Below are 26,861 nucleotides of genomic sequence, written 5' to 3' on the forward strand. Positions count from 1 at the left end.
CTAATATACTAAAAATATTAGGTGTGTTTGCGGAGAATCAGAAAAAATATATCTCTTAAAACATCTCCTATCCACAGTTCTCTCATTTTTTCTCGAAAATAATCATCCTTAAATTTAAAGGCATCTTTATTGTATATTCTTTTAAGATTGTGATTCACACTGTCTCGGTAGTGTAAGATTAGCCGATAATACAATGCAGAGTCATTAATTTCATCTTGTTTTGCAGTTATTGAATCTTTAACAGCAGGTATAGTAGCAAGGGTATCTTGGATTGTACTTGTTACCAATGTATCTTTTACAAATTTTATATCTAACGTGTCTCTATTTAAATTGAGATATCTATTCGTCTGTGCAAATAAAGCCCCCTTGCTAAGTGCAAGAATTAGTAAGATTGATATTTTAAGTACATCTTTCATACACCGTTTTTTGCAAAGATACAACATTCTAAAAATAGATGTTCCTCTTACCAGAAAAATAGAGGTATATCTGTAAGTTCCAAGTTTTGGGATTTCAATAGAAGCATATCTAAGTCCAACTGTCCTAACAAAGAGTAAATGTTATATGTAATGGCAGGAGAAGAATACAAGAAGCTAAAAAACAAATATGCAAACCGGAAATAATTAGCGAAACACTTGACATCGCCTTCTCAATATCGTATCTTTGTATCATCCTTTTATAGATAATCTTTATTCAACTTTGCATTAAGCTACATTTCACGGCATATAGGAACGGAGAAGCAATTGCTTCCCCGTTTTTTTATTCCCTCAACACAGCAGGCTCCGATAGCTCACGGTTATATAAGCGTGGGCTTACACTTATATAAGCGTGAGCCCACACTTGTACAACTGTAATGCCACACTCCGTCGTCTCCAATGCCACACTTCAACAGTTTAAACATGTGGCATTCAGAGGACTAAGATGTGGCATAGAGGAGAATAAAGTATGGCATTTGCCTCGCTAACCGCAGGCAAAAGATATCAGAAATTCACAATCACAAGACATTCGAGGCATGACACTCATCTTGGCAGTATTCCCGTTAATAATACATAAATCTGCTATTGACAAAAGGCAACGATTATCTGCCGGAATCAGTAAACATTATTTTTAATTTGAAGCAAATCACAATAAAGAATGTTTCATTGCAAGCAGAATTATTTCAGAATAGACAAAATGAAGTTCATAAAAGAATTACGTGCGATCTTATAGCGAACTATATTAGGCAGGACTTTATATATTCTTCTATCTCTTGAGCAGTTACAGCATACACAGGCTCAAGCTGCTCAAAATGAGCATCCCTTGTGAAACGAGAGCCATTAGTAAGCATAGCAAGCAAATTCTTGGATTTCAATTTATGTCCGGAGTAAGACAGGGCTAAAGATATTAAATCACTGATAAGTACACCAGACTTTAAGATGGAATAGATGTCATAATAGTCACGAAAGTTACTTCTACGCAACATTACTTCCATTTTCATAACCCCAATGGATTTTACATCAGCCAATCGCAAATTATTCAAATAATCCACTGGTTTGCTGACAGGAGCATATTTAGGACAGGCATAAAAGGAGAATTTTACTCCGGATACTAAGAACTCTACATGATCTATATCCAATATATCCTGATGTTGAATATCACCCACTGTAGCAAGTTCTTTTTCTATCTGATGCCAAGTCACTTCCATTTTTTCTGCCTTGGAAATTCGCCACTTCATAAAGTCTAAGTCTTCACTCTGACGAGTACCGATTTGTAAAGACAAAGCAGTACCACCCACCAAAAGATAAGGTTTGATACAGTCTAATTGGGAAACAGCTTCAAAGACTTGCCGGGTATGAAGAGCTAAACCTTTCATGCGAACGTCTTATTAAAATGACGAGTTGCCATAGATTTGATATAGGCATCAGGCCTCTTTGCTTTGAAATAGTACCAAGCAAAGAAGCGATTCAGCGTGTAAAGGTATTCCTTTTGAGGAACAAGGTACTTCAACCAAACCTCCTTTATCTTCTTAAAAGGGTAAATCAGAAAAAGTTGGTTGATTTCCTCTAAATCAAGATGTAACAAGGTTTTCTCAATCAGTATATCGTCTGGAATATCCTTGATTGAGTTTTCATTGTACGACCAAAAGCAATGTTCTTGCTTCAATTTCGCCAATAATTCTTGTTTTACCACATCGCTTGACATAACTCTCTGTTTTAGAATAACACAAAATTAGTGATTATTCTTAATTTGAAGCAAATCACAATAAAGAATGTTTCATTGCAAGCAGAATAATTTCAAAAACATTCCCTCTTATTTCATAATATTACTCCTATACTGCGTCGGCGTCAGATTAACCAATTGCTTAAACGTGCGATTGAAATGAGTGATTGAATCGAAGCCGCATTCCACAGCTATCTGCGAAATATCCATTTCTCCCAATGCTAATAACTTACAAGCATATCCCACACGCATTTCCATCACATACTGCAAAAGCGTCTTCCCTGTATTCTCCTTAAAGTAACGACAGAAGGCGCTGGAGTTCATGCTCGCCATTCCGGCAATTTCATTCAATTTGAGGTTACGGGTGTAGTTATTGTTTATAAAGGAAATGATTTTATCAATCCGCTTGTTCCCCAGCGTAGGAAACTTTTCGTAATAATGCAGACTTGCCAGTGTCTTTCTTTGCGGACTGACTGCCAGCTCCTGCAACAAATCCAGCAATCCACTTATCTGGTGAAAACCACTTAATGAAAGAAAGCCGGAAAGCAACTCCCCTACCCGGGTTGCATCCTGTTTCGGAAAGATGATACCTCTCTTCGATTCCTCCAACAGCATTTTGATTTGCAGAAACTGAGGATAATAATCAAAGGAATACTGCATAAAATTCTGCTCAAACTGAATGATAGTCCCTTGCACGCGTGAAGTGACGTTCTCCGAACCATAAATATCATTACTCCGCATGTAATGGGGCAGATTAGTACCGAACAGAATCACATCACCCGCAGAGAACTTCTCAATGCAGTCGCCCACAAAGCATAGGCCATGACTCTCCTTTACGTAAATGATTTCATACTGACTGTGGAAATGCCACGGATAAGTGAAACGATCATAATCGTAATGCCGAGCCTTGATCGGATTCGACTCCGATATAGGCAACTTTTCATTTATAATCGGTCGGCGCATATATTCTGCAAAGTTTAATTCACACACAAAGATAAGGAAAGACAATAGAAATGCTACCGCATACATGCAAAAATCCGCATATATTCTGCAAATATCCATTTATCGCTGCATTATTTTTGCACGTATATTTGCAGTCAATAATCAGTTAAACTATTAATATATAAATGTTATGGAAAAAACCTGGAGATGGTTTGGCAAGAAAGACAAGATCACGCTCGACATGCTGCGGCAAATCGGCGTGGAAGGAATTGTGACTGCCTTGCACGATGTGCCCAATGGTGAAATATGGACCGAAGAGGCTATCAACGATCTGAAGACCTACATTGAGTCTTACGGCCTGCGCTGGTCTGTAGTAGAAAGCCTGCCTGTTTGCGAGGCGATCAAGTATGCCGGACCGGAACGAGAGCAGTTGATCGAAAACTATAAAGTCAGTCTGGCAAACCTGGGCAAGTGCGGTGTGAAAACCGTATGCTATAACTTTATGCCCGTTATCGACTGGATACGCACGGATTTGCAACATCCTTGGGCAGACGGCACTTCGTCACTCTACTTCGACCGTGTTCGCTTCGCTTACTTCGACCTTCGAATCCTCGGACGCGAAGGAGCCGAAAAGGACTACTCCGCCGAAGAACTGGCAAAGGTTGCAGAACTGGACAAGACCATTACCGAAGCAGAAAAGGATGATCTCATCGACACAATCATCGTAAAGACGCAAGGCTTCGTCAACGGAAATATCAAAGAAGGAGATAAGAATCCGGTGAACATCTTCAAGAAGCTGTTGGCACTCTATAAAGGTATCGACCGTGATATGCTACGCGAAAACATGCGTTATTTCCTTTCCGCCATCATGCCCGTCTGCGAAGAATATGGTGTGAATATGTGTGTGCATCCCGATGATCCTCCGTTCCAGGTATTAGGTTTACCGCGTATTGTCACCAACGAAGCAGACATCGCCTGGTTCCTGAATGCAGTGGATAACCCGCATAACGGACTGACCTTCTGCGCCGGCTCCCTCAGTGCAGGCGAGCATAACGATACCCGTGAATTGGCAAAGAAATTCGCTAAACGTACTCACTTTGTCCACCTGCGCAGCACGGCCGCCATGCCCGGAGGCAACTTTATAGAGAGCTCGCACCTGACCGGACGCGGACATCTGATTGACCTCATCCGCATCTTTGAGAAAGAAAATCCGGGACTGCCTATGCGTGTAGACCACGGACGAATGATGCTGGGTGACGAAGACAAAGGATATAACCCCGGATATTCATTCCATGGTCGTATGCTGGCATTGGCACAGGTAGAAGGAATGATGGCAGTGATAAACAATGGATAATTAATAATTAAAAATTAAATAAGGAGATTATGAACGAACAATTCAGTATTGCAGGTAAAGTAGCCGTTATCACCGGTGCAGGTGGTGTATTGGGTGGCAGCATTGCCAAATGTTTCATGGAGCAAGGCGCCAAGGTAGTAGCCGTTGACATCCGTCAGGAACAACTGGACAAACGTGTAGAAGAACTGAAAGCTTACGGTGAAGATGTGATCGGCATCGTAGGTAATGTATTGGACATCGCCAGCCTTGAAAAATTGGCTGATGACATCGTTGCCAAATGGGGACGTATCGACATCCTGCTCAATATTGCCGGTGGCAATATGCCGGGTGCTACGCTGGCTCCCGACCAGAACTTCTTCGACATGGACGTTACCTGCTGGGAGAAAGTGACTAACCTCAATATGAACGGAACCGTTTATCCTTCTATGGTATTCAGCAAAGTGATGGCTAAGCAAGGTAAAGGCTGCATCGTAAACGTATCTTCCATGGCTGCTTACAGCGCCATCACCCGCGTTCCGGGTTACTCGGCAGCTAAGACAGCCGTTGCTAACTTCACTCAATGGCTGGCAAGCGAACTTGCACTGAAGTACGGAGACGGCATCCGTGTGAATGCTATCGCTCCGGGTTTCTTCATCGGCGACCAAAACCGTGCCGTGCTTATCAATCCTGACGGTTCGCTGACAGACCGCAGCAAGAAAGTTTTAGCCAAAACTCCGATGAAACGCTTTGGAGATATCAACGAACTGAACGGCGCCGTACAATTCCTGTGCAGCGACGCGGCAAGTTTCGTGACGGGTGCATTGCTGCCGATAGATGGCGGATTTAGTGCATTCAGCGGAGTATAAGAAGCTACACCATATTTTTTTCATACAAAAGCTGTTTCAGAATTCTGAGACAGCTTTTGTTGTTTATTTGATAAATTCAACTTTAATACACACCAAAGTAACAAATAGAAAACATACCGACGACATAACACTTGAAGTCGATTAAGATAACTATTTTGTATTGAGTTTGTTGTATATTGGAGATAAACCTTTATCTTTGTTACATTAAAAAGCAAACGATTATGGACAATACACTAAAATTGACCGATACTTATTGGGAAATGCTAAAGTCCCTGAATGATGATATAAAATTGCGGTTAGCGACTCGGTTAACAGCTTCTGTTATTGCCGGTAAAAACACCAGCAGAAATAGAACTAACGAGATGATAGAGAAACATCTTGGAAAATGGGAAGATGAAAGAAGTGCCGAAGCTATCATAGAGGATATATATGCAGGACGAAATAGTATTAAAACTCCCTTGAATTTCGATTAAAATGAATAAAACGCCTAAGTATTTGCTCGACAGCAATATTTGTGTCTATATCCTAAGGGGAAGGAAAGGCATGCGTGAACAACTTCAAAAAGTGGGATGGGACAATTGTTGTATCTCAGAAATGACTGTTGCCGAACTTTTATATGGGGCCGAATGTAGTAGTAAAATAGAGGAAAACAAAAAAGAAGTACTTTCATTCTGTGCTGATATTGAAATTATTCCCATAGGATTGGCTTTATCCGAATATGCTCACCAAAAAGCAATATTAAGAAAGACAGGAAGTTTAATCGATGACTTAGATCTTTTAATCGGTTCTACAGCTGTGGCTATTGATTGTATAATGGTTACAGAAAATGTAAAGCACCTCAATAGAATAGAAAATATTCAAATAGAGAATTGGACTACCATTTAATAAGACTTTAGAGTCACTCAATAAGTGGACTCATCCTTTGTAGCAATTTCAATTTAACCTATACACTATTTCAATGAAAAACGAACCTCCTACTCATGTCCTGGGCCTGGCTCATCCTCCTATTCCCGTTGTACGCATCGGACTCATAGGCTTAGGCAATCGCGGATTACTCACGTTGGAGCGTTATATGCTCATAGAACACGTAGAGATCAAAGCTTTGTGTGAGATACGCCCCGGAAACTTGGCAAAAGGACAGGCCCTACTGACAAAAGGCGGACATCCCGCTGCAATCGGTTATGCTGGAGAAAACGGCTGGCAACAAATGTGTTGCAACCCTGATATCGATCTCATCATTATATGTACGGACTGGCTGACGCATACCCCTATGGCCACCTACGCTATGGAGCAAGGCAAGCATGTTGCCATCGAAGTGCCCGCCGCCATGACCATAGCCGAGTGCTGGCAACTGGTAGATACCGCCGAACGTACCCGCCGCCACTGCATCATGCTGGAAAACTGTTGCTATGATGCCTTTGCCCTGACCACGCTAAACATGGCAAGACAAGGCCTGTTCGGTGAAATCATGCATGTGGAAGGTGCTTATATACACGACCTGCGCTCCATGTACTTCAGCGATGAAAACCAAGGCGGTTTCCATAACCACTGGAACAAGGCTTACTGCATGGAACACACCGGAAACCCCTATCCCACTCACGGTTTAGGCCCCGTATGCCAGATCCTGAATATCCACCGAGGCGACCGTTTGAATTACCTTGTATCCATGTCCACCCATCAGGCGGGAATGACGGAATATGCCCGCCGCACTTTCGGCAAGGACTCCCCCGAAGCACAACAGGCTTACCTGTTGGGAGACATGAACACCACCCTCATCCATACCGTCAAGGGAAAGACCATCCAACTGCAATACTGCACCGTTCATCCACGCCCTTACAGCCGTTCGCACACCATCTGCGGCACGCGAGGGTTTGCACAGAAATATCCGGTAGCCACAATCAGTCTGGAAGATGTGCGTAGCGGAGAGACAGCCAACGCAACCACCGAAGAACTCTTGCAACGCTATCAACATCCTTTTACAGCTACCATCGGTAAAGAAGGAGCCCGCAAAGGTGCTCCGAACGAGATGAACTATATCATGGATTACCGCCTCATCTACTGCCTGCACCACGGGTTTCCCTTGGATATGGACGTCTACGATGCAGCCGAATGGTCGTGCATCACCGAGCTTAGTGAACAATCGGTATTGAATGGTAGTCGCCCGGTAGAAATACCCGACTTCACACGGGGCGCATGGGAGACTTTTCCCTGTGTTGCAAAAAACTAATCTTGTGATACAGGGATCAGTCTAATAATGATACAAAGAAATACCCGCTACTCCCATATCCGACGAATGCCGGGAATGGTGGGATAAAGACGATTGACCTGTTCAGTCCGGACGACCTCACATGGACTTCAAGAATTGATATTGTAAAAAGCCCCAAACTGTTTACGTCTGCAAAAAAACGTTCTTTTTCCTTGCATACTTTAAAAAGATGCATTACTTTTGCCGCCGTTAAACACAGTATTCACCCCTTTAAAACTAAAAGAAAGGGACTAATTTATGTTGGAACTATAATATCTCAGCCAGGACTAAGTTGACTCATCGGGATGATGGGGCTTTGCAATTTTCTTGATTAGTCCTACAATCACATTTATAATTTTATTATTATTCACTTCAATGCAGTGGACAGATAGTGTTGTATCTATCATCATCCCTCATGCATTGGGTACAAAACGCATATTGCACTGCCCCGTCGCGAGGCGGGCAGCCCATGCCGTATGCATACACATGAAAAAAAGAAAATATGGGAATACGATTAAAAGATTTAAGTAAGCTGGGATATAGAGACAATGTAGCACGCAGTCTGGCAGTAGCCATCGTCGGCAAACATTGCAAGCACCAAAGCAAAGAACAGATTATCAAGACACTAAGTGATGTGCTGGAAAATCCCGATACTTATAAAGAGAATGAGACATGGGGCAAACTGGCCGAACGCCTGTCCCCCACCCTCATCGAAAAGAAGTTCACAGCATACGACTTGCTCGACGAGCCGTTGCCCTATAAAACCTATGGCGGCAAGTTCATAGAAACCCTCGCCAAACAGCAGATGAACCTGGCCATGAGGCTCCCCGTCAGCGTAGCCGGGGCACTGATGCCCGATGCACATGCAGGATACGGTCTGCCCATCGGCGGTGTACTCGCCACGGACAATGCCGTCATCCCCTATGCTGTAGGGGTGGATATCGGTTGCCGGATGAGCCTGACGGTGTTCGATGCCAAAGCGGATTATCTGAAAAGATACTCGCATCAGATAAAAGAGGCACTGAAAAACTATACCCACTTCGGCATGGAGGGCGGCCTGACCTTTGCACAGGAGCATGAAGTGACAGAACGGGAAGAATTCCGGTTGACACCTCTTCTGAGGGACTTACGCGGAAAGGCCATTCGTCAGTTGGGCAGTTCCGGCGGTGGAAATCATTTCGTAGAGTTCGGAGAGCTTCTTCTGCAAGGAGAAAATGTACTGGGACTGCCCGAAGGCAATTATATGGCATTGCTGTCACATTCCGGTTCGCGCGGACTGGGAGCAGCTATTGCCATGCATTACAGCCGGATAGCCCGTGAAGTCTGCAAACTGCCACGTGAAGCACAGCATTTTGCTTGGCTCGATTTGAACTCGGAAGAAGGACAGGAATACTGGATGAGCATGAACCTGGCAGGCGACTATGCCCGTGCCTGTCACGAACAAATCCACCTGAACCTCTCGAAAGCTCTGGGAATGAAGCCAATGGCGAACGTGAACAATCATCACAACTTCGCCTGGAAAGAGGAAATTGCACCCGGACGCACCGCCATCGTGCATCGCAAAGGGGCTACTCCTGCACAGGCTGGGCAACCGGGACTTATCCCCGGAAGCATGGCAACTCCCGGTTATCTGGTAGCAGGTCGGGGTGTGGAAGAGTCGTTATGTTCCGCTTCGCACGGTGCCGGACGGGCCATGTCGCGCCAGAAGGCAAAGGAGAGTTTCACCCAGTCGGCCATGAAGAAATTTCTCTCGCAGGCCGGGGTCACACTGATTGGGGGCAGCATCGAAGAGATGCCATTAGCCTACAAGAACATCGACCGGGTGATGCAACCCCAAGAGAGATTGGTAGAAGTGCAGGGCAAATTCATGCCGCGCATTGTAAGGATGAATAAAGAGTAAGAGGCTATGGAGAAAGTATATATGCAAATAACCTCCGGACGCGGCCCTGCCGAATGTTGCCGCGTAGTGGCACTGGTACTGGAAAAGATTCTGAAACAAGCCGCCGCCAAAGGAGTGAAAACAAAAATCGTGGAACGCGAAACGGGACCTCTCAACCGTACCCTGCTCTCAGCCGTCATCTCTCTGCAAGGCGGAGATTATCATGCGCTGATTGAGGACTGGGAAGGCAGCGTGCAGTGGATTGCCAAAAGTCCGTACCGCATTTATCATAAACGGAAGAACTGGTTTGTCGGTGTGCAGACCTTCACGCTCTCCGAAAGCCAGGAGGCTACGGAAGCAGAGATCCGTTATGAGACCTTGCGGGCATCCGGTCCGGGCGGTCAGCACGTGAACAAGACGGAGTCTGCCGTCCGTGCCGTCCATATTCCTACCGGAATGAGCGTGGTAGCTTCCGACCAACGCTCGCAATGGCAAAACAAGAAACTGGCCACCGAACGCCTGCTGTTGAAACTGGCATCATGGAGCATAGAGCAAGCCATGATTCAAGCACAGGCCAACTGGAGTAATCACAACTGCCTGCAACGTGGCAATCCGGTGAAAGTGATCCAGGAGCCGCTGATTTAAAGTAGATGAATGATTTAAAAAGAAAGGAGCAACTTATGTTATCAGAAAAATATGGTCGCACGTATCATTATCCGTTTTCTCCCGGAACGACCAGTGACGACCGCATCAACCATACGTATTGGGAAGACATTCAACAGATAGAAACCCTGATACACACCGAAAAGCTGGACGGAGAAAATAATTGTCTGAGCCGCCACGGTGTATTTGCCCGCTCGCATGCAGCACCCACCACCTCACCGTGGACCAGGGAACTGCGCGAGCGTTGGGAACTCATGAAAAACGACTTGGGGGACATCGAGATATTCGGTGAAAACCTGTATGCCATACATTCGATAGAGTATCGCAAACTGGAAACGCACTTCTATGTGTTTGCCGTGCGCTGTCTGGATCAGTGGCTATCGTGGGAGGAAGTGAAATTCTATGCCGCTCTGTTCGACTTGCCTACGGTGCCCGAATTACGAGTGGAAACGGTAGAAGGATTGACGCGGGAAGCGTTGCAGCAACAGGTCGTTAGTCTGGCACAAGAGCCGGGTGTGTTCGGAACACGCGATCCGCAAACAGGCGCAGATTGTACCCGTGAAGGGGTAGTCACCCGTAATATAGGTGAATATCCTGTAAGTGAATTTGCCCGCAACGTATTCAAGTACGTACGCAAGGGGCATGTGAAGACCGATGAGCACTGGACACGCAACTGGAAGCGTACCCGCCTCATCTGGGAAATAGGAAAGGAGGAATAAAATGAATTGGAAACTGACAGATAATAAGAATTGGGACTCACTGGAACAACAGTTCCGGTGGGTACAAGATATGAACTTCGTGATGCAGCACTATTTGCATCACGAAGAAGGTAGTGTGGCCGTACATACCCGCATGGTACTGGAGGCATTGCAGCAACAGCCGGAATATCGGGCTTTGCCTGCACAGGAACAGGAAATATTGTGGGCAGCCGCTTTACTGCATGATGTGGAGAAGCGCTCTACTTCGGTAGATGAAGGAGGTGGCATTATCACTTCCAAGGGACATAGCAGGCGTGGAGAATATACGGCACGCACGATCCTTTACAGGGATATTCCTACTCCATTTCATATCCGGGAGACCATTGCTGCGCTGGTGCGTCATCATGGTTTGCCGGTTTGGATTATGGAGCGGGAGAATCCTGTGAAGAAGCTGTGTGAAGCATCTCTCAGAGTGGATACACGTTTACTGAAAATGCTTGCAATGGCGGATATTCAGGGACGTATCTGCAAAGATAAGCCTGCACTGATAGAGGCTGCCGAGTTGTTCGAAATGCTTTGCCGTGAACAGGATTGCTGGGGAAAGGCACGAAGCTTTGCAACGGATCATGCCCGCTTTCAGTACTTTCATGTCGAAGATGGGTATATAGATTACATTCCACATGATAATTTCCGGTGTGAAGTTATCTTATTATCCGGTTTACCAGGGATGGGAAAAGATCATTATATCCATACATTGCAGCAGGATGTTCCTGTGATAAGCCTCGATGCTATCCGGCGAAAGTACAAAGTTAGCCCTACGGATAAGGCTGCCAATGGCAGGGTGGTGCAGGAAGCCAAGGAAGAAGCTCGCAGCTATCTGCGTAAAGAGCAAGGTTTTGTGTGGAATGCAACCAATACTTCAAAACAGATGCGCTCGCAACTGATTGATTTATTCCTCACTTACGGGGCTAAAGTGAAGATTGTTTATATCGAAAAGCCGTATGAGGTATGGAGGAAACAAAATCGTGAACGGGAATTTATGGTTCCGGAAGCGGTACTGGATACAATGCTCGGGAAGCTGGAAGTTCCGCAACTGGGGGAGGCACATGAGGTGGTGTATGCTGTCTGAGAGTAAGTCTATATCCGAATCTACCTGTGCATCTCCCCGAGCTTCGGACCCATAAAGAATAGTCTTCGCATCAGGAGCAATACGATGCACTACTTCTGTAATACAATACTTACCGAGAAATACGGCGCTATCTGGAAACAAGGATCATATTCCCTCCCCATCGCCTTAAAGAACGCTGACAAGCTTCTGCCATCATAATAAGCATTGCGTACCGCATTTATCCCCACCGTAACAGGCAAAGAAATGTGCTTGGAAACCTTGAATTCAGGACGGAAACCTACCACAATGTACTGATGCGTAAAAATTTTATCATCACCATTCAACTCTGTCAAAGCCATCTGCCCACCCATTTCCGTAATGAAACTGATGCTGAACGCTTTGTCCACATTATACCCAACCGCAAGGTTAACTCCATCCAAAGCCGAAAAGCTGCAAGTCAGTTTATGCCCATAATTCCAGTTTACGTATAATGCGGGAAACGCCATAGGATAACCGAAAGCATTGTTCAATGCCAAACCCGCCCCCAGTTCCAGATTAGGGAGTATACGCCTGACAAAGACCAACCCCGCACTTCCCAATACATTCCGAAAACGTAAATGCGAAAACCGTGTATCATCCGTATACACGCCGACACCGACGCTTGCCATCATCGACCATTTCTCACTCAAAGGCCGCACATGGAAAAGCGACATCTGCAAATTCAGAATCTCGGACAACACAAGAGATTCTGCAATATTCTTATTATTCAGAGACGCATAATCGCCCGAAAGCCCGATCCCCCATATCGTAGGCTGATTACTTTCGTTCTTTTTCATCGACAAAGGCAGATTGGCACTTCCGTGATAGACCATGGCGGAACCTTTACTGTTACCCACTTTTTGATTGTGCTCATCCCGATAAGCCGATGTACCGAAATACTCTGTTTTAATAGTGATCTGTGCAGTGCTTTCCACAGAAACCAGTAGTAATAAGACTGTTGCAATAGATATCCATTTCATTTTTGTTTCTTCTTTTAATGATTTGTATACCACAAAGATTGTCAATATCAATGCGAACGAGGAAATCTTTTTGACCAACCCCCGGTCTGCTTATGACGAAACAGATAAGCAGCAACCACTTTATCCCTTATCTTTGCAACATGAAGAAACATCTGACTTTCAAATCGCGGCAGCTCTCTACTATCTTCTGGCTACTCATTGCCGGCACTTTCTGGATACAATTCCTCAATATGTCGACCAGTATATGCGAAGCAACGCTTCTCACCATCTGCATAAGCGGCAGTTATATGCTGGTGAACCAATATCTATGCAACCATCTGCTGAAAAAAGCGATACGCACCAAGCAAATGAAGCCTTTCTGGATATTGTTTATAGTACTTTGCGTCCCTACAAGTACACTGGTAGCCTCCTACTTCGTCCTCTTCCAGTATCTTGAACAAACAGGTATATTTCCTGTATCCAACATCTTCATAGAGGGAGAAGAGAACCTTCTTTTCAACTCTATCCTCTTGCTACCAGGTACATTGGTTATCAATCTCGCCTTCTGCGGCCTGTGCTTTTATTCAGAAAACCTGCAATTAGAAAAAGAGAAATCTCAATTCCTCTTCCAGACATTACGGCAGCAAATCACCCCTCACTTCATGTTCAATGTGTTGAATCACATCAACATCCTGATGCAGGATAATGTGCCTTTAGCTTCTTCCCTTTTAGAGAAATATTCCGATATCCTGCGCTACCAGCTGTATAACGGTCAGAAAGAGTTTATCAGCCTGGAACAGGAGATAGAATTCCTGCAAAACTACATAGCAATAGAAAACATTCGCTGGGAAGACAAACTGACCGTAAGCACCGAATGGGAAGTAGAAGACGGCAACATCGGATTCCCGCCTCTGTTATTACTGACATTCATAGAAAATGCCTTTAAACATGCATCGCACACACCCACGGAGAAAGGACAGGTACAGATACGGTTCAAACAGAATGCCCATCATATCCTTCTTGAAGTCGGCAACACCAGCTCCCCGCATCTGCAACGACCAGGCACCGGACTGGGACTAACCAATACAGTCAAACGACTGGACATCCTGTTTCACAAGAAGTACCAGTTGTCCGTCAACCAAACAGATACCTATTATCAAACCTCACTTAGCATTGAAATATAAAAGATGAAAGACTCCCCTGAACAACAACCCCTGAAATGCCTCATCGTAGACGACGAACAAATCGCCATCAAAGGTATTGCCAACCACATCAGTAAACTGGACTTTCTCACAGTCAACGCTACCTGTTCTTCTGCACTCGAAGCAAGAGGAATATTAGAAAATCAGCCTATCGACCTCATGTTTCTGGATATCAATATGCCCTATCTTTCCGGCATCGATTTCCTGAAATCATTGGATGAAGCACCATTGACCATACTAACTACCGCCTACTCCGAATATGCCCTGGAAGGCTATCAACTTAATGTTGTTGACTACTTACTGAAACCAATTTCTTTTCAGCGTTTCTTTCAGGCAGTGACCAAGGCCGCCCATACCTTCAGAACCCAACTCTTACTGCAAAATAATGGAATAGAAGAAACCGCCCGGGAAATGTATATCAGACAGGGGGATGCATTTACCCAGATATCCTGGAAAGATATACTATACGTAGAAGGCATGCAGAACTACCTGAAACTGCACTTCAAATCCAAAACTCTCGTCATCCATCAGACCATGACTTCACTGGAAGAAATTCTGCCTCAAAGCGCCTTCTTCAGAATACACAAATCTTTCCTTGTAAACCTCTCGCACATCGATTCCATTGCCAAAGGAAGAGTCTTCATCAACGGGAAAGAACTTCCAGTTTCAGCCTTGCGACGGGAGGAATTACTGCAAACAGTAGTCTATAAGAATTTAATCAGCAAATAAAAAATTGGGCACATCCCCTCATGAACCATGACGGATTAGACAAGATTTCCGAATATTACATCTATCTTTGCAGGCGTAAACAAACAACGCACATTTTATAAAGAAAGTTTCTAAAACTCATTACCAAACTTACGCATAAAACAGATGAAAACAATCGTAAACGTCCCTACTAAGCAAAGCCTGATTCGGGAAACAAGAGATTATTTAATGATCGCCCTCGGATTAATTCTTTATGGTATAGGCTGGACAGTATTTCTGTTGCCCAATGACATCACCACCGGAGGAGTGCCAGGTATCGCCTCCATAGTCTATTTCGCCACCGGCTTCCCTGTGCAGTACACTTATTTCAGTATCAACCTCATCTTGCTACTACTCTCTATCCGCATCCTGGGCTGGAAGTTCAGTATCAAAACTGTATTCGCCGTATTCACCCTGACATTCTTCCTTTCCATCATTCAGAGACTGGCAAGCGGTGTGGTCTTACTGCACGATCAGCCTTTCATGGCGTGCGTCATCGGTGCATCCCTCTGTGGAGGCGGCATAGGCATCGCTTTTTCTTCCAATGGTAGCACAGGCGGAACGGATATCATTGCCGCTATCATCAATAAATACCGGGATATCACATTAGGTCGTGTAATGCTGATCTGTGACCTGATTATCATTTCTTCCAGCTACTTTGTGTTGAAAGATTGGGAGAAGGTGGTTTACGGTTATGTAACCCTGTACATTTGCAGTTTTGTTCTGGATCAGGTAGTGAATAGTGCCCGGCAATCCGTACAGTTCTTTATCATCAGTGAGAAATATGATGAAATAGCCCGGCACATCAATGTATATCCACACCGGGGCGCCACCGTCATCAATGCTTCCGGATTTTATAGCGGTAAGGAACAGAAGATGTTGTTCGTACTTGCCAAGAAGCGCGAATCAACAATTATATTCCGATTGATAAAGGATATAGATCCAAACGCATTTGTATCACAAAGTGCGGTAATCGGAGTATATGGAGAAGGATTCGACAGAATAAAGGTGAAGTAGCCCGTTACTTGCGGTCATAGCCACCTTCTTTCCAAACATACACTACAGGGCGGCGGAGATACGGTTTCAGTTTCTCTGCCGCTTCTTTATCCATATAGTCGGTAGTTGTAAAAGTAAAAGTCAGTGTATTGTCCTTTGCAGAAAGATCGGCTTTCATCAGCAGCATATCTGCCTGTTCGCCGGCATCTCTCACTTCATAATCCATCACCGTATCGGGTAATGACAGGAAATCTTTCATTACAGGAGGCGTGAGGAAAGAAGAAGCGGGCAATTCTTCCCAACCGGTGGTATAGAAATGGACATCACTATCACAAGCAGGGGCACAAGCTGTAGATACGGTACAGATTACTTTCGTGCTGTCGCTCGTAGCCAGTAGTTTCATCTGCCAGGAGCTTTGCGGTGTCATCTGGATACGGATATAATCGGGAGCAAGCTCCGTCATTTCCGATTTGCCGCCGAAACGGTTGGTTACTTCCGCTTTCATCTTACTTTCAAGGAAGTCGATACAGTCGGCACGGTTCACGGCAGTAAGCAGTGGACTGAGGCTATCGGGCATATTTTTGAAAAAGGTTTTAGCTTCCTGAGCCTGCAGAGAACACATCCAGGCACAAGCCAAACACAAGAACATTGTCAATTTCTTCATCATATTATTTTTCTGTTATTCCTATTTTGTATTTTATTACTTCAACGCAATCTTCAGAGCCAGGAGCATATCTCTCCAAGAAAACGTGCATCTGTTTCGTCAAAGGTATTCAGGTTTTCACTATCTATATCGAGCACGCCCCACACCTCGCCATCCTCACGAATCAACGGAATGACAATCTCCGAGCGCGACAGCGAACTACAAGCTATATGTCCGGGGAATGCATCTACATCGGGCACCACCAACGTCTCCGCCTTAGCCCATGCCATACCGCAAACACCACGTCCTTTCCGGATACGTGTGCAGGCTATCGGTCCCTGAAAAGGTCCCAATACCAGTTCTTCCCCTTTCACCAGATAGAATCCCACCCAAAAGAAACCGAAAGTCTCTTTCAGTGCAGCCGAAACATTAGCCAGATTGGCTATAAGGTCATTTTCACCTTCAATCAGGCTCTTCATCTGGGGAAGCAAAGTCCGATACTTTTCGGCCTTGCTGCCGTTGCTGATACATAAATCTTCTGCCATTCAATTATAGTAATAAAGGGAATAACAACTATACACCTAAAACGATATTAGCATCAATGCCCAACTTCCGACTCATCTCTCGTGCCACTTTTAAAGTAGGTTCACACTTACCGGAAAGATATTCACTAACGCGTGAAGGACTAACATTCAACAACTCAGAGAGCTTATTTTGAGTTAATCCCATCTCATACATGCGTAATTTTATCACATCAACCAAAGCGGGAGCTTTTACAGGAAAATGTTCCTCTTCATAGTCGGCAACCAAATCCGCAATCAAATCCAGTTCAAGATAATTCTGATCATCAGCAGGTGTCTCATTGCTAACAACTTTCAGCAACTCTTCAATTCTCATACAAGCTGCTTTGTACTGTTTCTCTGTTTTTATCTTTGCCATACAATTTACAGTTTTACGTGTGTCTCACGAATATGCAGCATTAAGCCTTGGAACAGTCTTTATTATCATACTCTTTATGAGTGCCAATAAAACGAATAAAGACCTTTTTAGCGGCAAATAACACTATTGCAACCAACCGATAATCATTACCTTTGATATTAAAAACAAACCTGTCATTACCCACATAGTCAACACTATTAAACGTTTGCTTCATATCGGTCAAACATGTCCAATCTGCTTGTTCTGTCTTTTTATACCAATCACGCAAAGGTATATCAGCGTCAGCATGCTTCTTGACGTATTCTCTTATAGCCGCAAATGATATTATTCTCATTTCACACTCAATTTGACGCAAAGCTAACCACAAAATTCTGAAATTCAAAACATATTTCGAATATTTAGAAAGCACCAGCATTTATTTCACAAATAAGCACTCTTTCTTTCTAAATACCTCCAGAGCTCATTTACTTCCCAAATACAGGAAGAACATTCCAATCAATACCAAAATGAGATCGACAGCCTTACTTTTTAAATTCTTTTCACGGAAGAAGAGAGCTCCGAAAAGGAATGAGACAACCACACTCCCACGACGTACCATAGAGACAATGGAAATCATGGAGTCTTCATAGCTCAGGGCATAAAAGTAGGCAAAGTCAGCTGCACTAAGGAAGACGGATATCAGGATGATAGTCCAATCCCAACGGAAAGGGGTACTTTCTTTTCGCTTGGGGTACCATAGCAAAAGAATGATGGGACACATGATAAATACCTGATAGACATTATACCACGACTGCACCGCCATAGGATTGAATTGCTTCATGAGATACTTGTCATAAAGTCCGCTGATAGCTCCGGTGATGGCAGCCAGCACGATGAAGTAAATCCATTTGTTATGTTTAAAGTCAATGCCTTCCTTCTTACCGGAACGGCTCAGCATAAAGAAAGAAAGTATGGCAAGCATGACTCCGATCCATTGATACAGGTTCAGACGTTCACCGAATATCAGCATGGCACCCACCAGCACCATTACAGGGCGGGTAGCATTAATCGGACCGACAATCGTCAACGGCAAATGCTTCATGCCAAAGTAACCGAATATCCAGGAAGATAGAACGATAAATGACTTGACAATGATAAACTTATGTACCTCCCAACCTACAACAGGTACTTCGAACATTGTTCCGTTCAAAGCAGGAGTAAAAGCGGAAATCAGTATGAAAGGAAGAAATATCAGGCTGGAGAATACCGTATTCAGAAACAGAACGGGAAGCACAGCATTATCGCGCAATGATTTCTTCTTAAATGCATCATAAAAACCCAGCAAGGCAGCTGAGAGAAAGGCGAGTAATAACCACATGTGAATTAAAAATTGAAAATTAAAAATTAAAAGGCAGTTCAGGGATAAAGTTATCCGACTTAAGAAACTGATCCGACTGCTTAACTGCTTATAAACAGTTCTTCCGGATATGTGACATCTACCAGAAACAGGGCATTGCCCGGAACGGAAGTACCAGCTTTGCAACGGTCTTTCTGCTCGATAACACGCCGGAAACCATCAACGGTGAGCTTGCCACGGCCTACTTCGAGCAAAGTGCCGACAACTGCACGAACCATATTGCGCAGGAAACGGTCCGCCTGAATGGTGAATACCCAGGTTACATCGTCTATCTGAGTCCAGGCGGCATGCATGATGCGGCAGTTGTTTGTTTTTACGTCCGTATGCAGTTTACTGAAACTGGTGAAGTCTGTATAATTAAACAAACTACAGGCCGCTTCGTTCATTCGTTCGAAATCGGGCGTCTGGAAAAGACGACAACGGTATTGACGATTGAAGGGAGACTTTGTCGTAGTCACGTAATATTTATACATGCGTGCCGTTGCATCAAAACGAGCATGCGCATCGGGCTTCACTGCACGAAGGCGGTAAACAGAAATATCGGGCGGCAAAAGGCGGTTTAGTTTGTCGGTAAAGAAAGCTGTATCAAGCGGTTCGTCACTATCAAAGTGGGCAACCATCAGAGAAGCATGCACCCCGGCATCGGTACGTCCGGCACCAATAACCTCTACTTCACGGCGCATCAGTGTGGCAAGTGCACGCATCAGACACTCTTGTACACTCTCTCCATTGGGTTGTATCTGCCAGCCGTGGTAGGCGGTTCCGTCATAAGCTAAATAAATAAAATACCGTTGCATACTCTTTTGCTTTCATTTTTCGGGCGCAAAGATAACGCAAACCCTAAAAGAAATGAAAGAATACGTCAACAAATCTTGCTTCCATTATTTTATATATGTACCTTCGTCACTAATTTACTATCATATAATAAAGTAAATCTTGAATAATACAAACATGGAACGTGAAACTGCAAGATTATTAAAAAATACTGCCATTTGGATAATCCTTGTTCTCATAACAGGAGGCAGTATCGGTTTAACAGAAAGATTCTTTGGTAAACCAGCCTCTCTCATTGTAGGCGCATCAATTCTCTCTGGATTCATGTATTGGGATTTTCTAAAAAGAAAATCAGCAGAAGATACCACCAGGCAAATCTTTGAACTTTTAAAGGCCAATCGCGATAATAGTTCAATAAACTCATCACTCAAAAATAAATCTACCAATTTCAAGCTTCAAACTTCAGCAGCCAACTACCAGTTTTCAATATCGCCAAATAAATGCCACAGCCTATTCCGGATAAATTTCATATTAAAAAGTGATCCAAATAAAGAGGTGCAGCACAAAATCTCGAAAGAGATACAATCATTCATCACTGAGCATCCGGAGCATAAAGACGTTATACGGTTCCGCAAAAAATCTTTATTCAATGACATTTGGGACTGTTCTATATGCTGCGAAGCTGACAAACTCATATCTAAACCCCAGCTCTTGTTTATAGGAAATTTGCTGAGAAGTATAGAAGATAAATATCTTCATTCCGTAGAGACTTATCTTAGTTTCTATGATCATCACGAAGATATGATCTTCTATGTACATTATATGAATGGCACAGCTATAGAGTCATATATAAAAGATGAAGAAAATGATATCTGGGGAATACAAGATGTATTAGACGATGAATATTTCACATTAGCAAAATTACACAAACAATCAAAATCCGGAATGATAAACATAACCCCATCTTCTTTAGAAGAGTTCACCCTAATGAAAGAGAACGCTATTTGTGAAATAGATTGAGCCGTCACTTTTTTCTTTAAAAAACGATAGTATATAGACAAGAACTCTCTTTTCTTTTTCCTACTTTTGTGCCCACATAAAAACATTTTCAAGCCATATGCAACAAAGATACAACAAACTTCCGCTTTTATTTTTAGCAATACTTATGGCCGGCACTTCCCTTGCCGGATGCAAAAAGAAAGATATGTCCCTTAAACTGAACGAGCCGCGAAACATTAAAGGAGTAATCAGCTACAGACGAACCTTCGGCGACTTGAATGAAGCGCATCTGAATGTCGCACAAGCCATAGGCATTACGCCAATTGCCTCCCGCAAAGAGGCCGAACACATGAAGGAAAAACTTCAGCACATCGAAACGAACGATTTATATGTGGTAGACTCGCTGACACACTCCATCCCATATCTCATTAAAGGTGCAGCACAACTACTGGATACCATCGGTAGCAATTTCCTTGACTCGCTGACCGCCAAAGGACTAAACCCCAATAAAATAATCGTAACCTCCGTACTCCGCACCGAAGATGACGTAAAACGCCTGCGTCGCCGCAATGGCAATGCTTCGGCAAACTCTGCGCATTTCTACGGAACTACATTCGATGTCAGTTGGAAGCGCTTCAAGAAAGTAGAAGATGAAGATGGACGCCCGCTACAGGATGTCAGTTCAGATACATTGAAACTCGTACTTTCCGAAGTATTGCGCGACTTGCGGAAAGCGGATAAATGCTATATAAAGTATGAGTTGAAGCAAGGATGCTTCCATATTACGACGAGAGGAAAATAATAAATTAGGTATTAAGTTTTAAGTATTGCAGTACTAAGACTGTGCCATAACACTGCATACTTAAAACCTGATATCTTGTCTTTTCATTCTTCCATCATCCTCCACGCCAACGGCAGACACGTCACGATATCCCCAGCTGTCATTCCTATCGCCCCATACTTCTTACAAGCAATATCTCCGGCAAGCCCGTGAACATACATCGCCAGACAGGCTGCATCTTCCGAAGCATAACCCTGTGCCAACAAAGCCAGCACTACACCCGTCAAAACATCTCCACTGCCACCTGTTGCCATACCCGGATTACCTGTAGTATTAAAATAACACTTCCCTTGCGGAGTAATAACCACAGAGTAAGCATCTTTCAAGATGATATATGTTCCTGATGTTCGCGCCAACTCACGTGCTTTCGTTAAGCGTTCATAAGAGTCCTGACACTTTCCTACCAACCGTTCCAGTTCTTTCGGATGCGGTGTCAGAATACTCCCTTTCGGTAAGCGTCCGATATAATTGCGATGCCCTGCCAGCACATTCAAAGCATCAGCATCCACTACCATAGGAGATAAACAGCTGTCTATCTGTTCCAATACCGCACCCTCTGTCTCTTCCGCCTTTCCCAGACCCGGACCGATGCCCACTGCCTGATAATCATCCGTATCCGTAGGACAGGCAAAACAGGTATCACTGGGGTCCAGTTCCGTCATAGCCTCCGGCACGGAAGTCTGCACAATCATATTGTTACAATAAGGCACATGCATCGTCAGCAACCCTACTCCAGAACGCAGGCAAGCTTTTGCGGCAAGCACCGACGCTCCCGCCATTCCTTGCGAACCGGCAATAAGCAAGGCGCGTCCGAAGTCTCCTTTATGGGCAAACTTATTTCTCGGTTTCAACAGATCCTGCATATCCTCAGCCTCCAGCAGACTATAATCAGTGTCCATCTCCTCTATCGCATCTTCACTCAGACCGATATCCAGCAATTCCCATTCACCCACGAACTCCTGATTCTCAGCAAAAAGAAAAGCCAACTTCGGCAATTGCAGACTCAGCGTCACATCCGCACGGACAATATTAGCTTTGATATTGAAGGTATTCTCCTCCCCCATCAATCCCGAAGGAACATCAATAGCCACGATCTGTGCCGATGAAGCATTGATATACTTCACCACGGCAGCAAAGCCACCACTCAGCGGCTTGTTCAATCCACTACCGAACAGTCCGTCGATAACCACATGGTCAACCGTCAGCACGGGCGGGACGAATTGTGATGTCACTTCATGGAAATCCAGATTCTTCACATCCACCAGTCGTTCCTTGTTCGCCTCGCAATCGGGAGAAAGTTCTCCTTTGGTATTAAACAGATAAACCGATACCTGATAACCCTTTTCCGCCAGCAATCGGGAGACTGCCAATGCATCTCCACCATTATTGCCCGGTCCGGCAAATACCGTAATCGGTGTTTCAGCTTCCCAGCGTTTCGTAATCGATTTTGTCAATGCCTGCGAGGCACGCTCCATCAGGTCGATGGAAGCAATCGGTTCATTTTCTATTGTGTAAGCATCCAACTCTTTGATGCTTTGAGTAGGGAATATCTTCATATTTATTTTTCTCTATTATTGTTCAAACTCTATCAATACATTAATCCAAATATCCAAAGCGGTATCTGGTTTCCATATCCCACTTCAATATTATCAAGCGCCAAATATCCATTGGGGACTTCCCTCAATTGTTCCTTCGTTTTATTCTTTCCTCCAATCTCAAAACTATAAGTTCCATCAAGAATAAAATCGACCTTAGGAGAGTAAGTCACAGCATGGCGAACCCGGGTCTGGTTGAAGAAAAAAGTTTCCCTTACATTCCCAATGTCAGTCTTATCACCTCCCAATGCATAGGCATAGTTCGTATTACCTAAGTAAATCTTTTCCGGCTTAGCTAATTGCTTTATACCGGATGCTTCTTTATCAAGTAACAATAGACCTTGAGCTTTCTGAAGATAAAACAGATAGTTTAGCAAAGAAATCCGCGTAACCTCCAGCTCTTTACTTAAAGCCGATACATTAGGAATGTAAGGTACAAGTTCAGCAAGTATGGCAAACAACTTTTTCATCTTTCCGATAGAGTAATAGTCTATCTTTTCAGTAGAAGGTAAATCCACATCCAGAATTATATTCAGTGTTGCCAATAATTTTTCATGATACAAAACCTTATCTTCTTTATAAAAAGGATAATATCCATAAGATAAATATTCTTTGAATGCAACAAGCGGCTTGATTACCTTTCCCACATTCATCGCTATTTCCACATGTCTCGTCAATATATCGGATAAAGTAACCGTTTCTACCTTATGCCCATACTCAAACATTAAAAACTCGCGAAATGACAATCCATGCAGATGATAAATGGCAGCTCGCCTGGATAAATCAGCCTCTCCCTTATGAATTTCCAACAGAGAAGAACCGGTAAAAACAACTTTCATATCCGGATAGCTATCATAGATATTCTTTATTTCTACAGACCACGTCGGATACTTATGCACTTCATCCAGAAACAATATCTTGCCACCCATTTTGTGGAATTCATCTGCCAACTCAAGCAACGAGTGCCTGAAAAACCAGATATTATCTAATGAAGCGTACAGAGCTTCATTACTGTATGCAGTGTAATGCTCTTTGATATACTGGAGCATAAGCGTTGTTTTGCCTGAACCACGGGCGCCTGTTATAGCAATCAGCCTATTTCCCCAACGTATTTCGTTATACAGATATCTTACAAATTCTGTCGAAGTGCGTTCTATGAGTTGATATGAAGTAGCAAATAATTGTTTCATCCGCATCAAGGTTATATTTATTTCTTACAAAGATAAATTGTATTTTATAAAATACAAAACATTATTCATTTTGTTTTTTATAAAATACAATTTACTCATTCCGCTCTTCAGCTGCATTCCGCTCCATCCATCTCATCCTCTTCCCGTTCCGCCTGTTTATCAGCCAGTTCCATCTTCTTCGTCAGCAACTCCTTCGGGAAGTAATACTTAAACGGAATCCGATGGCATCCCGCACGTTTCACGGCCAGCGTCAGCATACGATCCGCCTTAAAGTACACGCGTGAGAGTCTGACGGAATGTGGCAACACATCTTCCGGGTGTTCGAACCCCTTGCTCGTGACTGCCGTCTGAAACGACCCGATGCCGCGCAACGTCACAGAGCGTCCATCGCTCAACTCCTCTTCAATGATTTCACCCGTTGCAGCCAGGACAGCTTCTACCACTCCCGGGTGAAAACCAGTCCGTTGAGCTACCCGATGTGCTACGTCCCGCTCCGTTCTGCCGCTTTTCTTCTGCATTTTCTTGCCGACGGCATACCACAATTGCGGTTTTTCTTTTTTCGTTGCATCCACCTTGCGGCAGACAATGTAAGGGATTGCCATATATCGAATGTATTAACAGTTAACGCTTTATTATTAAACAGTCCGTCTTTCTTTAAAGAATACAGATACCTACATGCACATGTTAGGACTACTGACATGCACATGTAAGTAGCATCAACATGCACATCTCAATAGTTCTAACATGCACATGTAAATACCGTTGTTTATTAAACAAAGGTAGACTATTTAATAGAGATAAGCAAGGAATATTAGCATTAACGTCAATAGACAGACAATTACCTGAAAAAATAAATAAACCATAAAATTAAAGTCTTCTGCCTAAATAATCTTTTTTATTAATCTGATAATATACTTTTTATTCTCCCTTTTGTATTTTTGCTATCAATAAGACAAAAACTAATCTACACACATGAAAGGCTTTAATAACTATACGGAGCGTGAAGAATTCTCCATATTCAAAAAATTCTTTTTGGATCATGGACGATGCAAGGAAATGAAGAAAAAAGAATATTTTGCGGAACAAGGCATTGTCACGACACATGCCGCCTATATCGAGAAAGGTATGTTCCGCTATGTCTGTACGGATGAAAACGGATGTGAACACATTGTAGGCTATGCTTTTGCAGGAGAATATGTCGGTGATTACCCACAATGCATAAAAAAGGAGAAAGCAATGGTAAGCATTCAGGCAACCACCGATTCTCTGATATATTATGCATCTGCCCAAGAAATAACCAACTTCTTTTCCACCGACAAATCTACTCAGGAATTGGAAAAAATTTTAGCGGAAGAGCTCTTTGTCCAGACTTATAAGCGCTTGCTGGATATTTACTGCAAAACACCTACTGAACTCTATGTGGATTTAGTAAGACGCTATCCGGATTTTCTCAATTATATCACACTCAGGGAGATAGCATCTTTTCTCCGTGTCACCCCTGAAACAATCAGCCATATACGAAAGAATACCAAGGGAATAGAGTTTTGTTAAAAAATCATAGGATTATCACTTTATTTTGAAGGCCTTGAATTCGTTCAAGGCTTTTCTTTTTTTTATGCACTTAATTTGTAGCGAGTTAAACATTAAAGACTAATGATACCATACAAAAGTAGAATTAAACAGCTGACTACCGACAAATTGAACATATACGAAACTTATGACGATCCGATAACTGTTCCCGGACAAGATTACAGAGAATACAGGGAGTATGAATCGCTGCCACTCTCTACAAAATAACGGAACAATCTAAACTAGACTTTTCAAGAGAAATCCTGCTTCACGATTCTGTGAGGCAGGATTTCATATTGTATGCACGCAAATACTGCATGGGAGTTTGTCCGGTATACTTTTTAAAGTCCTTAATGAAATGATTCGTGTCGCTATAACCACTATCCGCAGTAATGCGAACCAAATCTTTCTGTACTCGAAAAGCGGTATAAGCATGGATGAACCGCTGCAAAGAAGAGTAACACTTGGGCGTCATGCCGACTGCTTCGGAAAAGTTTCGTTCCAGCCATTTATAGTTAACGCCTAAATGAGACTTTAATTCATCGATGGATAATGTTCCTTTATGCAACTTGATATAGCGAATGGCCTCATCCAGCAGCTTATTAGATTTTTCATTTACGGATAGGACATCGCGGATACAGTTTTCTAAAAGTTCTATCTTCTCTTCTACTTCCCCACATTGCTGCATTTCTTTCAGTAAAGCATCCGAATCATGAAATACGGATTGCAGATTCCAGAAAGGACGGGTATTGAATTTTTTGGCATCCAACCCAAACAAGCGGTAAAAAGATGCAGGTTTAAACCGTACTATCAGCAGATAAGTGCCCCTTCCGGAGAAACGAACAGCCATCTTTTCAAAAGACCTTGTACTGAACCAACCGGATTTGAATCTGGAAGCCTCCTCATTATACTCCAACTCTACTTCATCTTCCGCCTCGGACAGGAATGCTAACATAGGTGTTCCGTCATTATATGCCAAGCTATCAGATAAATCGCAGCAAGGGAAGATAAAGAAACTATCGACGTACTCTTGCATATCTTT

31 protein-coding genes and 1 pseudogene are annotated in these 26,861 nt (G+C 43.5%); 16 read left to right on the plus strand and 16 right to left on the minus strand.

Annotation, left to right across the window (positions count from 1 at the left end; all coding sequences use genetic code 11):
- Positions 1-17: 17 nt before the first annotated feature.
- From DWW10_RS22100 to DWW10_RS22115, 4 genes are all read right to left on the minus strand, one after another.
- Complete coding sequence (locus tag DWW10_RS22100; protein ID WP_118487365.1) at positions 18-416, minus strand: hypothetical protein; 399 nt, start codon at positions 414-416, stop codon at positions 18-20.
- 794 nt (positions 417-1,210) lie between these two features.
- Positions 1,211-1,849: a nucleotidyl transferase AbiEii/AbiGii toxin family protein gene (locus tag DWW10_RS22105; protein WP_118421120.1), complete on the minus strand. Its 639-nt coding sequence runs from the start codon at positions 1,847-1,849 to the stop codon at positions 1,211-1,213.
- A complete protein-coding gene (locus tag DWW10_RS22110; protein ID WP_118421121.1) occupies positions 1,846-2,178 on the minus strand; it encodes a hypothetical protein in 333 nt (110 codons plus the stop codon). Before DWW10_RS22110 ends, DWW10_RS22105 begins: the two co-directional genes overlap by 4 nt.
- A 108-nt stretch (positions 2,179-2,286) precedes the next feature.
- Entirely contained in the window at positions 2,287-3,258 is a 972-nt protein-coding gene (locus tag DWW10_RS22115) for an AraC family transcriptional regulator (protein WP_022394072.1), read from the minus strand.
- A gap of 70 nt (positions 3,259-3,328) precedes the next feature.
- Between DWW10_RS22115 and uxuA the strand changes: the two genes are divergently transcribed.
- From uxuA to DWW10_RS22160, 9 genes are all read left to right on the plus strand, one after another.
- Positions 3,329-4,492 (plus strand): mannonate dehydratase, encoded by a 1,164-nt coding sequence (uxuA, locus tag DWW10_RS22120; protein WP_022394071.1) that lies wholly within the window; start codon positions 3,329-3,331, stop codon positions 4,490-4,492.
- A gap of 29 nt (positions 4,493-4,521) precedes the next feature.
- The gene (locus DWW10_RS22125; protein ID WP_007215389.1) at positions 4,522-5,337 is read left to right on the plus strand and encodes an SDR family oxidoreductase; all 816 of its coding nucleotides are present in this window, start codon (positions 4,522-4,524) and stop codon (positions 5,335-5,337) included.
- A gap of 221 nt (positions 5,338-5,558) precedes the next feature.
- A complete protein-coding gene (locus tag DWW10_RS22130; RefSeq protein WP_118421122.1) occupies positions 5,559-5,810 on the plus strand; it encodes a hypothetical protein in 252 nt (83 codons plus the stop codon).
- A gap of 1 nt (position 5,811) precedes the next feature.
- Positions 5,812-6,222: a type II toxin-antitoxin system VapC family toxin gene (locus DWW10_RS22135; RefSeq protein ID WP_118421123.1), complete on the plus strand. Its 411-nt coding sequence runs from the start codon at positions 5,812-5,814 to the stop codon at positions 6,220-6,222.
- Between the two features lie 73 nt (positions 6,223-6,295).
- Entirely contained in the window at positions 6,296-7,564 is a 1,269-nt protein-coding gene (locus DWW10_RS22140) for a Gfo/Idh/MocA family protein (RefSeq protein WP_118421124.1), read from the plus strand.
- Between the two features lie 520 nt (positions 7,565-8,084).
- Complete coding sequence (locus DWW10_RS22145) at positions 8,085-9,482, plus strand: RtcB family protein (RefSeq protein ID WP_118421125.1); 1,398 nt, start codon at positions 8,085-8,087, stop codon at positions 9,480-9,482.
- 6 nt (positions 9,483-9,488) lie between these two features.
- Positions 9,489-10,106, plus strand: a complete 618-nt coding sequence (gene prfH, locus DWW10_RS22150; RefSeq protein WP_118421126.1) for a peptide chain release factor H — start codon at positions 9,489-9,491, stop codon at positions 10,104-10,106.
- A gap of 35 nt (positions 10,107-10,141) precedes the next feature.
- Positions 10,142-10,843: an RNA ligase family protein gene (locus DWW10_RS22155; protein WP_022393210.1), complete on the plus strand. Its 702-nt coding sequence runs from the start codon at positions 10,142-10,144 to the stop codon at positions 10,841-10,843.
- 1 nt (position 10,844) lies between these two features.
- Entirely contained in the window at positions 10,845-11,951 is a 1,107-nt protein-coding gene (locus DWW10_RS22160; protein ID WP_118421127.1) for an AAA family ATPase, read from the plus strand.
- On the opposite strand, the pseudogene DWW10_RS22165 reads toward DWW10_RS22160, so the two are convergent.
- A pseudogene (locus DWW10_RS22165) lies at positions 11,952-12,053 on the minus strand (nucleotidyltransferase domain-containing protein); the annotation flags it as partial.
- A complete protein-coding gene (locus DWW10_RS22170; protein WP_118421128.1) occupies positions 12,041-12,949 on the minus strand; it encodes a DUF6268 family outer membrane beta-barrel protein in 909 nt (302 codons plus the stop codon). The pseudogene DWW10_RS22165 and the gene DWW10_RS22170, both read right to left, overlap by 13 nt.
- Positions 12,950-13,041: 92 nt before the next feature.
- Here DWW10_RS22170 and DWW10_RS22175 point away from each other — a divergent pair, with 92 nt between their 5' ends.
- The 3 genes from DWW10_RS22175 (at position 13,042) to DWW10_RS22185 (ending at position 15,894) form a co-directional block, all read left to right on the plus strand.
- On the plus strand, positions 13,042-14,112 hold the full coding sequence (locus tag DWW10_RS22175) for a sensor histidine kinase (protein ID WP_118421129.1): 1,071 nt from the start codon (positions 13,042-13,044) through the stop codon (positions 14,110-14,112).
- Between the two features lie 3 nt (positions 14,113-14,115).
- Positions 14,116-14,859, plus strand: coding sequence for a LytR/AlgR family response regulator transcription factor (locus DWW10_RS22180; RefSeq protein ID WP_118421130.1), 744 nt, complete (start codon positions 14,116-14,118; stop codon positions 14,857-14,859).
- A gap of 144 nt (positions 14,860-15,003) precedes the next feature.
- Positions 15,004-15,894 carry a YitT family protein gene (locus tag DWW10_RS22185; RefSeq protein ID WP_007212615.1) on the plus strand — a complete coding sequence of 297 codons (891 nt, stop codon included), beginning with the start codon at positions 15,004-15,006 and terminating at the stop codon, positions 15,892-15,894.
- 4 nt (positions 15,895-15,898) lie between these two features.
- On the opposite strand, the gene DWW10_RS22190 is transcribed toward DWW10_RS22185, so the two are convergent.
- From DWW10_RS22190 to truA, 6 genes are all read right to left on the minus strand, one after another.
- On the minus strand, positions 15,899-16,540 hold the full coding sequence (locus DWW10_RS22190; protein ID WP_022393287.1) for a DUF3256 family protein: 642 nt from the start codon (positions 16,538-16,540) through the stop codon (positions 15,899-15,901).
- Positions 16,541-16,590: 50 nt separating this feature from the next.
- Positions 16,591-17,061: a GAF domain-containing protein gene (locus DWW10_RS22195; RefSeq protein ID WP_022393288.1), complete on the minus strand. Its 471-nt coding sequence runs from the start codon at positions 17,059-17,061 to the stop codon at positions 16,591-16,593.
- A 28-nt stretch (positions 17,062-17,089) separates the two neighbouring features.
- On the minus strand, positions 17,090-17,455 hold the full coding sequence (locus DWW10_RS22200; RefSeq protein ID WP_029427091.1) for a helix-turn-helix domain-containing protein: 366 nt from the start codon (positions 17,453-17,455) through the stop codon (positions 17,090-17,092).
- A gap of 40 nt (positions 17,456-17,495) precedes the next feature.
- On the minus strand, positions 17,496-17,789 hold the full coding sequence (locus tag DWW10_RS22205) for a type II toxin-antitoxin system HigB family toxin (RefSeq protein ID WP_061436418.1): 294 nt from the start codon (positions 17,787-17,789) through the stop codon (positions 17,496-17,498).
- Between the two features lie 126 nt (positions 17,790-17,915).
- Positions 17,916-18,812 carry a DMT family transporter gene (locus DWW10_RS22210; RefSeq protein WP_022209235.1) on the minus strand — a complete coding sequence of 299 codons (897 nt, stop codon included), beginning with the start codon at positions 18,810-18,812 and terminating at the stop codon, positions 17,916-17,918.
- Positions 18,813-18,892: 80 nt separating this feature from the next.
- A complete protein-coding gene (gene truA / locus DWW10_RS22215; RefSeq protein WP_118421131.1) occupies positions 18,893-19,648 on the minus strand; it encodes a tRNA pseudouridine(38-40) synthase TruA in 756 nt (251 codons plus the stop codon).
- Positions 19,649-19,802: 154 nt separating this feature from the next.
- On the opposite strand from truA, the gene DWW10_RS22220 reads away from it, so the two are divergent.
- Positions 19,803-20,645 (plus strand): hypothetical protein, encoded by an 843-nt coding sequence (locus DWW10_RS22220; protein WP_118421132.1) that lies wholly within the window; start codon positions 19,803-19,805, stop codon positions 20,643-20,645.
- Positions 20,646-20,742: 97 nt separating this feature from the next.
- On the plus strand, positions 20,743-21,426 hold the full coding sequence (locus DWW10_RS22225) for a DUF5715 family protein (protein WP_022393904.1): 684 nt from the start codon (positions 20,743-20,745) through the stop codon (positions 21,424-21,426).
- An 83-nt stretch (positions 21,427-21,509) separates the two neighbouring features.
- On the opposite strand, the gene DWW10_RS22230 is transcribed toward DWW10_RS22225, so the two are convergent.
- The 3 genes from DWW10_RS22230 to DWW10_RS22240 all read right to left on the minus strand — a co-directional run bounded on the left by DWW10_RS22230 (position 21,510) and on the right by DWW10_RS22240 (position 24,852).
- The gene (locus DWW10_RS22230; RefSeq protein ID WP_118421133.1) at positions 21,510-23,021 is read right to left on the minus strand and encodes an NAD(P)H-hydrate dehydratase; all 1,512 of its coding nucleotides are present in this window, start codon (positions 23,019-23,021) and stop codon (positions 21,510-21,512) included.
- A gap of 32 nt (positions 23,022-23,053) precedes the next feature.
- Positions 23,054-24,250, minus strand: a complete 1,197-nt coding sequence (locus DWW10_RS22235) for an ATP-binding protein (RefSeq protein WP_118421173.1) — start codon at positions 24,248-24,250, stop codon at positions 23,054-23,056.
- A gap of 107 nt (positions 24,251-24,357) precedes the next feature.
- Positions 24,358-24,852 (minus strand): HU family DNA-binding protein, encoded by a 495-nt coding sequence (locus DWW10_RS22240; protein WP_022209240.1) that lies wholly within the window; start codon positions 24,850-24,852, stop codon positions 24,358-24,360.
- A 370-nt stretch (positions 24,853-25,222) separates the two neighbouring features.
- Here DWW10_RS22240 and DWW10_RS22245 point away from each other — a divergent pair, with 370 nt between their 5' ends.
- Together DWW10_RS22245 and DWW10_RS22250 are read left to right on the plus strand one after the other, a co-directional pair.
- A complete protein-coding gene (locus DWW10_RS22245) occupies positions 25,223-25,801 on the plus strand; it encodes a Crp/Fnr family transcriptional regulator (RefSeq protein WP_118421134.1) in 579 nt (192 codons plus the stop codon).
- Positions 25,802-25,903: 102 nt separating this feature from the next.
- Positions 25,904-26,047 (plus strand): hypothetical protein, encoded by a 144-nt coding sequence (locus DWW10_RS22250; protein ID WP_259320518.1) that lies wholly within the window; start codon positions 25,904-25,906, stop codon positions 26,045-26,047.
- Between the two features lie 40 nt (positions 26,048-26,087).
- Here DWW10_RS22250 and DWW10_RS22255 read toward each other — a convergent pair whose 3' ends face one another.
- Positions 26,088-26,855 (minus strand): helix-turn-helix domain-containing protein, encoded by a 768-nt coding sequence (locus tag DWW10_RS22255; protein ID WP_259320519.1) that lies wholly within the window; start codon positions 26,853-26,855, stop codon positions 26,088-26,090.
- Positions 26,856-26,861 lie beyond the last annotated feature (6 nt).

The sequence above is a fragment of the Bacteroides intestinalis genome (assembly GCF_003464595.1).
In the GTDB taxonomy this organism is placed as follows: domain Bacteria; phylum Bacteroidota; class Bacteroidia; order Bacteroidales; family Bacteroidaceae; genus Bacteroides; species Bacteroides intestinalis_A.

Coding starts and splice junctions, on each gene's coding strand:
- DWW10_RS22255 (WP_259320519.1), bottom strand. CDS start 26,855: ATGCAAGAGTACGTCGATAGTTTCTTTATCTTCCCTTGCTGCGATTTA.
- DWW10_RS22190 (WP_022393287.1), bottom strand. CDS start 16,540: ATGATGAAGAAATTGACAATGTTCTTGTGTTTGGCTTGTGCCTGGATG.
- DWW10_RS22220 (WP_118421132.1), top strand. CDS start 19,803: ATGGAACGTGAAACTGCAAGATTATTAAAAAATACTGCCATTTGGATA.
- DWW10_RS22115 (WP_022394072.1), bottom strand. CDS start 3,258: ATGGATATTTGCAGAATATATGCGGATTTTTGCATGTATGCGGTAGCA.
- DWW10_RS22140 (WP_118421124.1), top strand. CDS start 6,296: ATGAAAAACGAACCTCCTACTCATGTCCTGGGCCTGGCTCATCCTCCT.
- uxuA (WP_022394071.1), top strand. CDS start 3,329: ATGGAAAAAACCTGGAGATGGTTTGGCAAGAAAGACAAGATCACGCTC.
- DWW10_RS22110 (WP_118421121.1), bottom strand. CDS start 2,178: ATGTCAAGCGATGTGGTAAAACAAGAATTATTGGCGAAATTGAAGCAA.
- DWW10_RS22235 (WP_118421173.1), bottom strand. CDS start 24,250: ATGAAACAATTATTTGCTACTTCATATCAACTCATAGAACGCACTTCG.
- DWW10_RS22100 (WP_118487365.1), bottom strand. CDS start 416: ATGAAAGATGTACTTAAAATATCAATCTTACTAATTCTTGCACTTAGC.
- DWW10_RS22175 (WP_118421129.1), top strand. CDS start 13,042: ATGACGAAACAGATAAGCAGCAACCACTTTATCCCTTATCTTTGCAAC.
- DWW10_RS22210 (WP_022209235.1), bottom strand. CDS start 18,812: ATGTGGTTATTACTCGCCTTTCTCTCAGCTGCCTTGCTGGGTTTTTAT.
- DWW10_RS22180 (WP_118421130.1), top strand. CDS start 14,116: ATGAAAGACTCCCCTGAACAACAACCCCTGAAATGCCTCATCGTAGAC.
- DWW10_RS22105 (WP_118421120.1), bottom strand. CDS start 1,849: ATGAAAGGTTTAGCTCTTCATACCCGGCAAGTCTTTGAAGCTGTTTCC.
- truA (WP_118421131.1), bottom strand. CDS start 19,648: ATGCAACGGTATTTTATTTATTTAGCTTATGACGGAACCGCCTACCAC.
- DWW10_RS22185 (WP_007212615.1), top strand. CDS start 15,004: ATGAAAACAATCGTAAACGTCCCTACTAAGCAAAGCCTGATTCGGGAA.
- DWW10_RS22240 (WP_022209240.1), bottom strand. CDS start 24,852: ATGGCAATCCCTTACATTGTCTGCCGCAAGGTGGATGCAACGAAAAAA.
- DWW10_RS22225 (WP_022393904.1), top strand. CDS start 20,743: ATGCAACAAAGATACAACAAACTTCCGCTTTTATTTTTAGCAATACTT.
- DWW10_RS22205 (WP_061436418.1), bottom strand. CDS start 17,789: ATGAGAATAATATCATTTGCGGCTATAAGAGAATACGTCAAGAAGCAT.
- DWW10_RS22170 (WP_118421128.1), bottom strand. CDS start 12,949: ATGAAATGGATATCTATTGCAACAGTCTTATTACTACTGGTTTCTGTG.
- DWW10_RS22200 (WP_029427091.1), bottom strand. CDS start 17,455: ATGGCAAAGATAAAAACAGAGAAACAGTACAAAGCAGCTTGTATGAGA.
- DWW10_RS22230 (WP_118421133.1), bottom strand. CDS start 23,021: ATGAAGATATTCCCTACTCAAAGCATCAAAGAGTTGGATGCTTACACA.
- DWW10_RS22145 (WP_118421125.1), top strand. CDS start 8,085: ATGGGAATACGATTAAAAGATTTAAGTAAGCTGGGATATAGAGACAAT.
- DWW10_RS22250 (WP_259320518.1), top strand. CDS start 25,904: ATGATACCATACAAAAGTAGAATTAAACAGCTGACTACCGACAAATTG.
- DWW10_RS22160 (WP_118421127.1), top strand. CDS start 10,845: ATGAATTGGAAACTGACAGATAATAAGAATTGGGACTCACTGGAACAA.
- prfH (WP_118421126.1), top strand. CDS start 9,489: ATGGAGAAAGTATATATGCAAATAACCTCCGGACGCGGCCCTGCCGAA.
- DWW10_RS22130 (WP_118421122.1), top strand. CDS start 5,559: ATGGACAATACACTAAAATTGACCGATACTTATTGGGAAATGCTAAAG.
- DWW10_RS22245 (WP_118421134.1), top strand. CDS start 25,223: ATGAAAGGCTTTAATAACTATACGGAGCGTGAAGAATTCTCCATATTC.
- DWW10_RS22125 (WP_007215389.1), top strand. CDS start 4,522: ATGAACGAACAATTCAGTATTGCAGGTAAAGTAGCCGTTATCACCGGT.
- DWW10_RS22195 (WP_022393288.1), bottom strand. CDS start 17,061: ATGGCAGAAGATTTATGTATCAGCAACGGCAGCAAGGCCGAAAAGTAT.
- DWW10_RS22135 (WP_118421123.1), top strand. CDS start 5,812: ATGAATAAAACGCCTAAGTATTTGCTCGACAGCAATATTTGTGTCTAT.
- DWW10_RS22155 (WP_022393210.1), top strand. CDS start 10,142: ATGTTATCAGAAAAATATGGTCGCACGTATCATTATCCGTTTTCTCCC.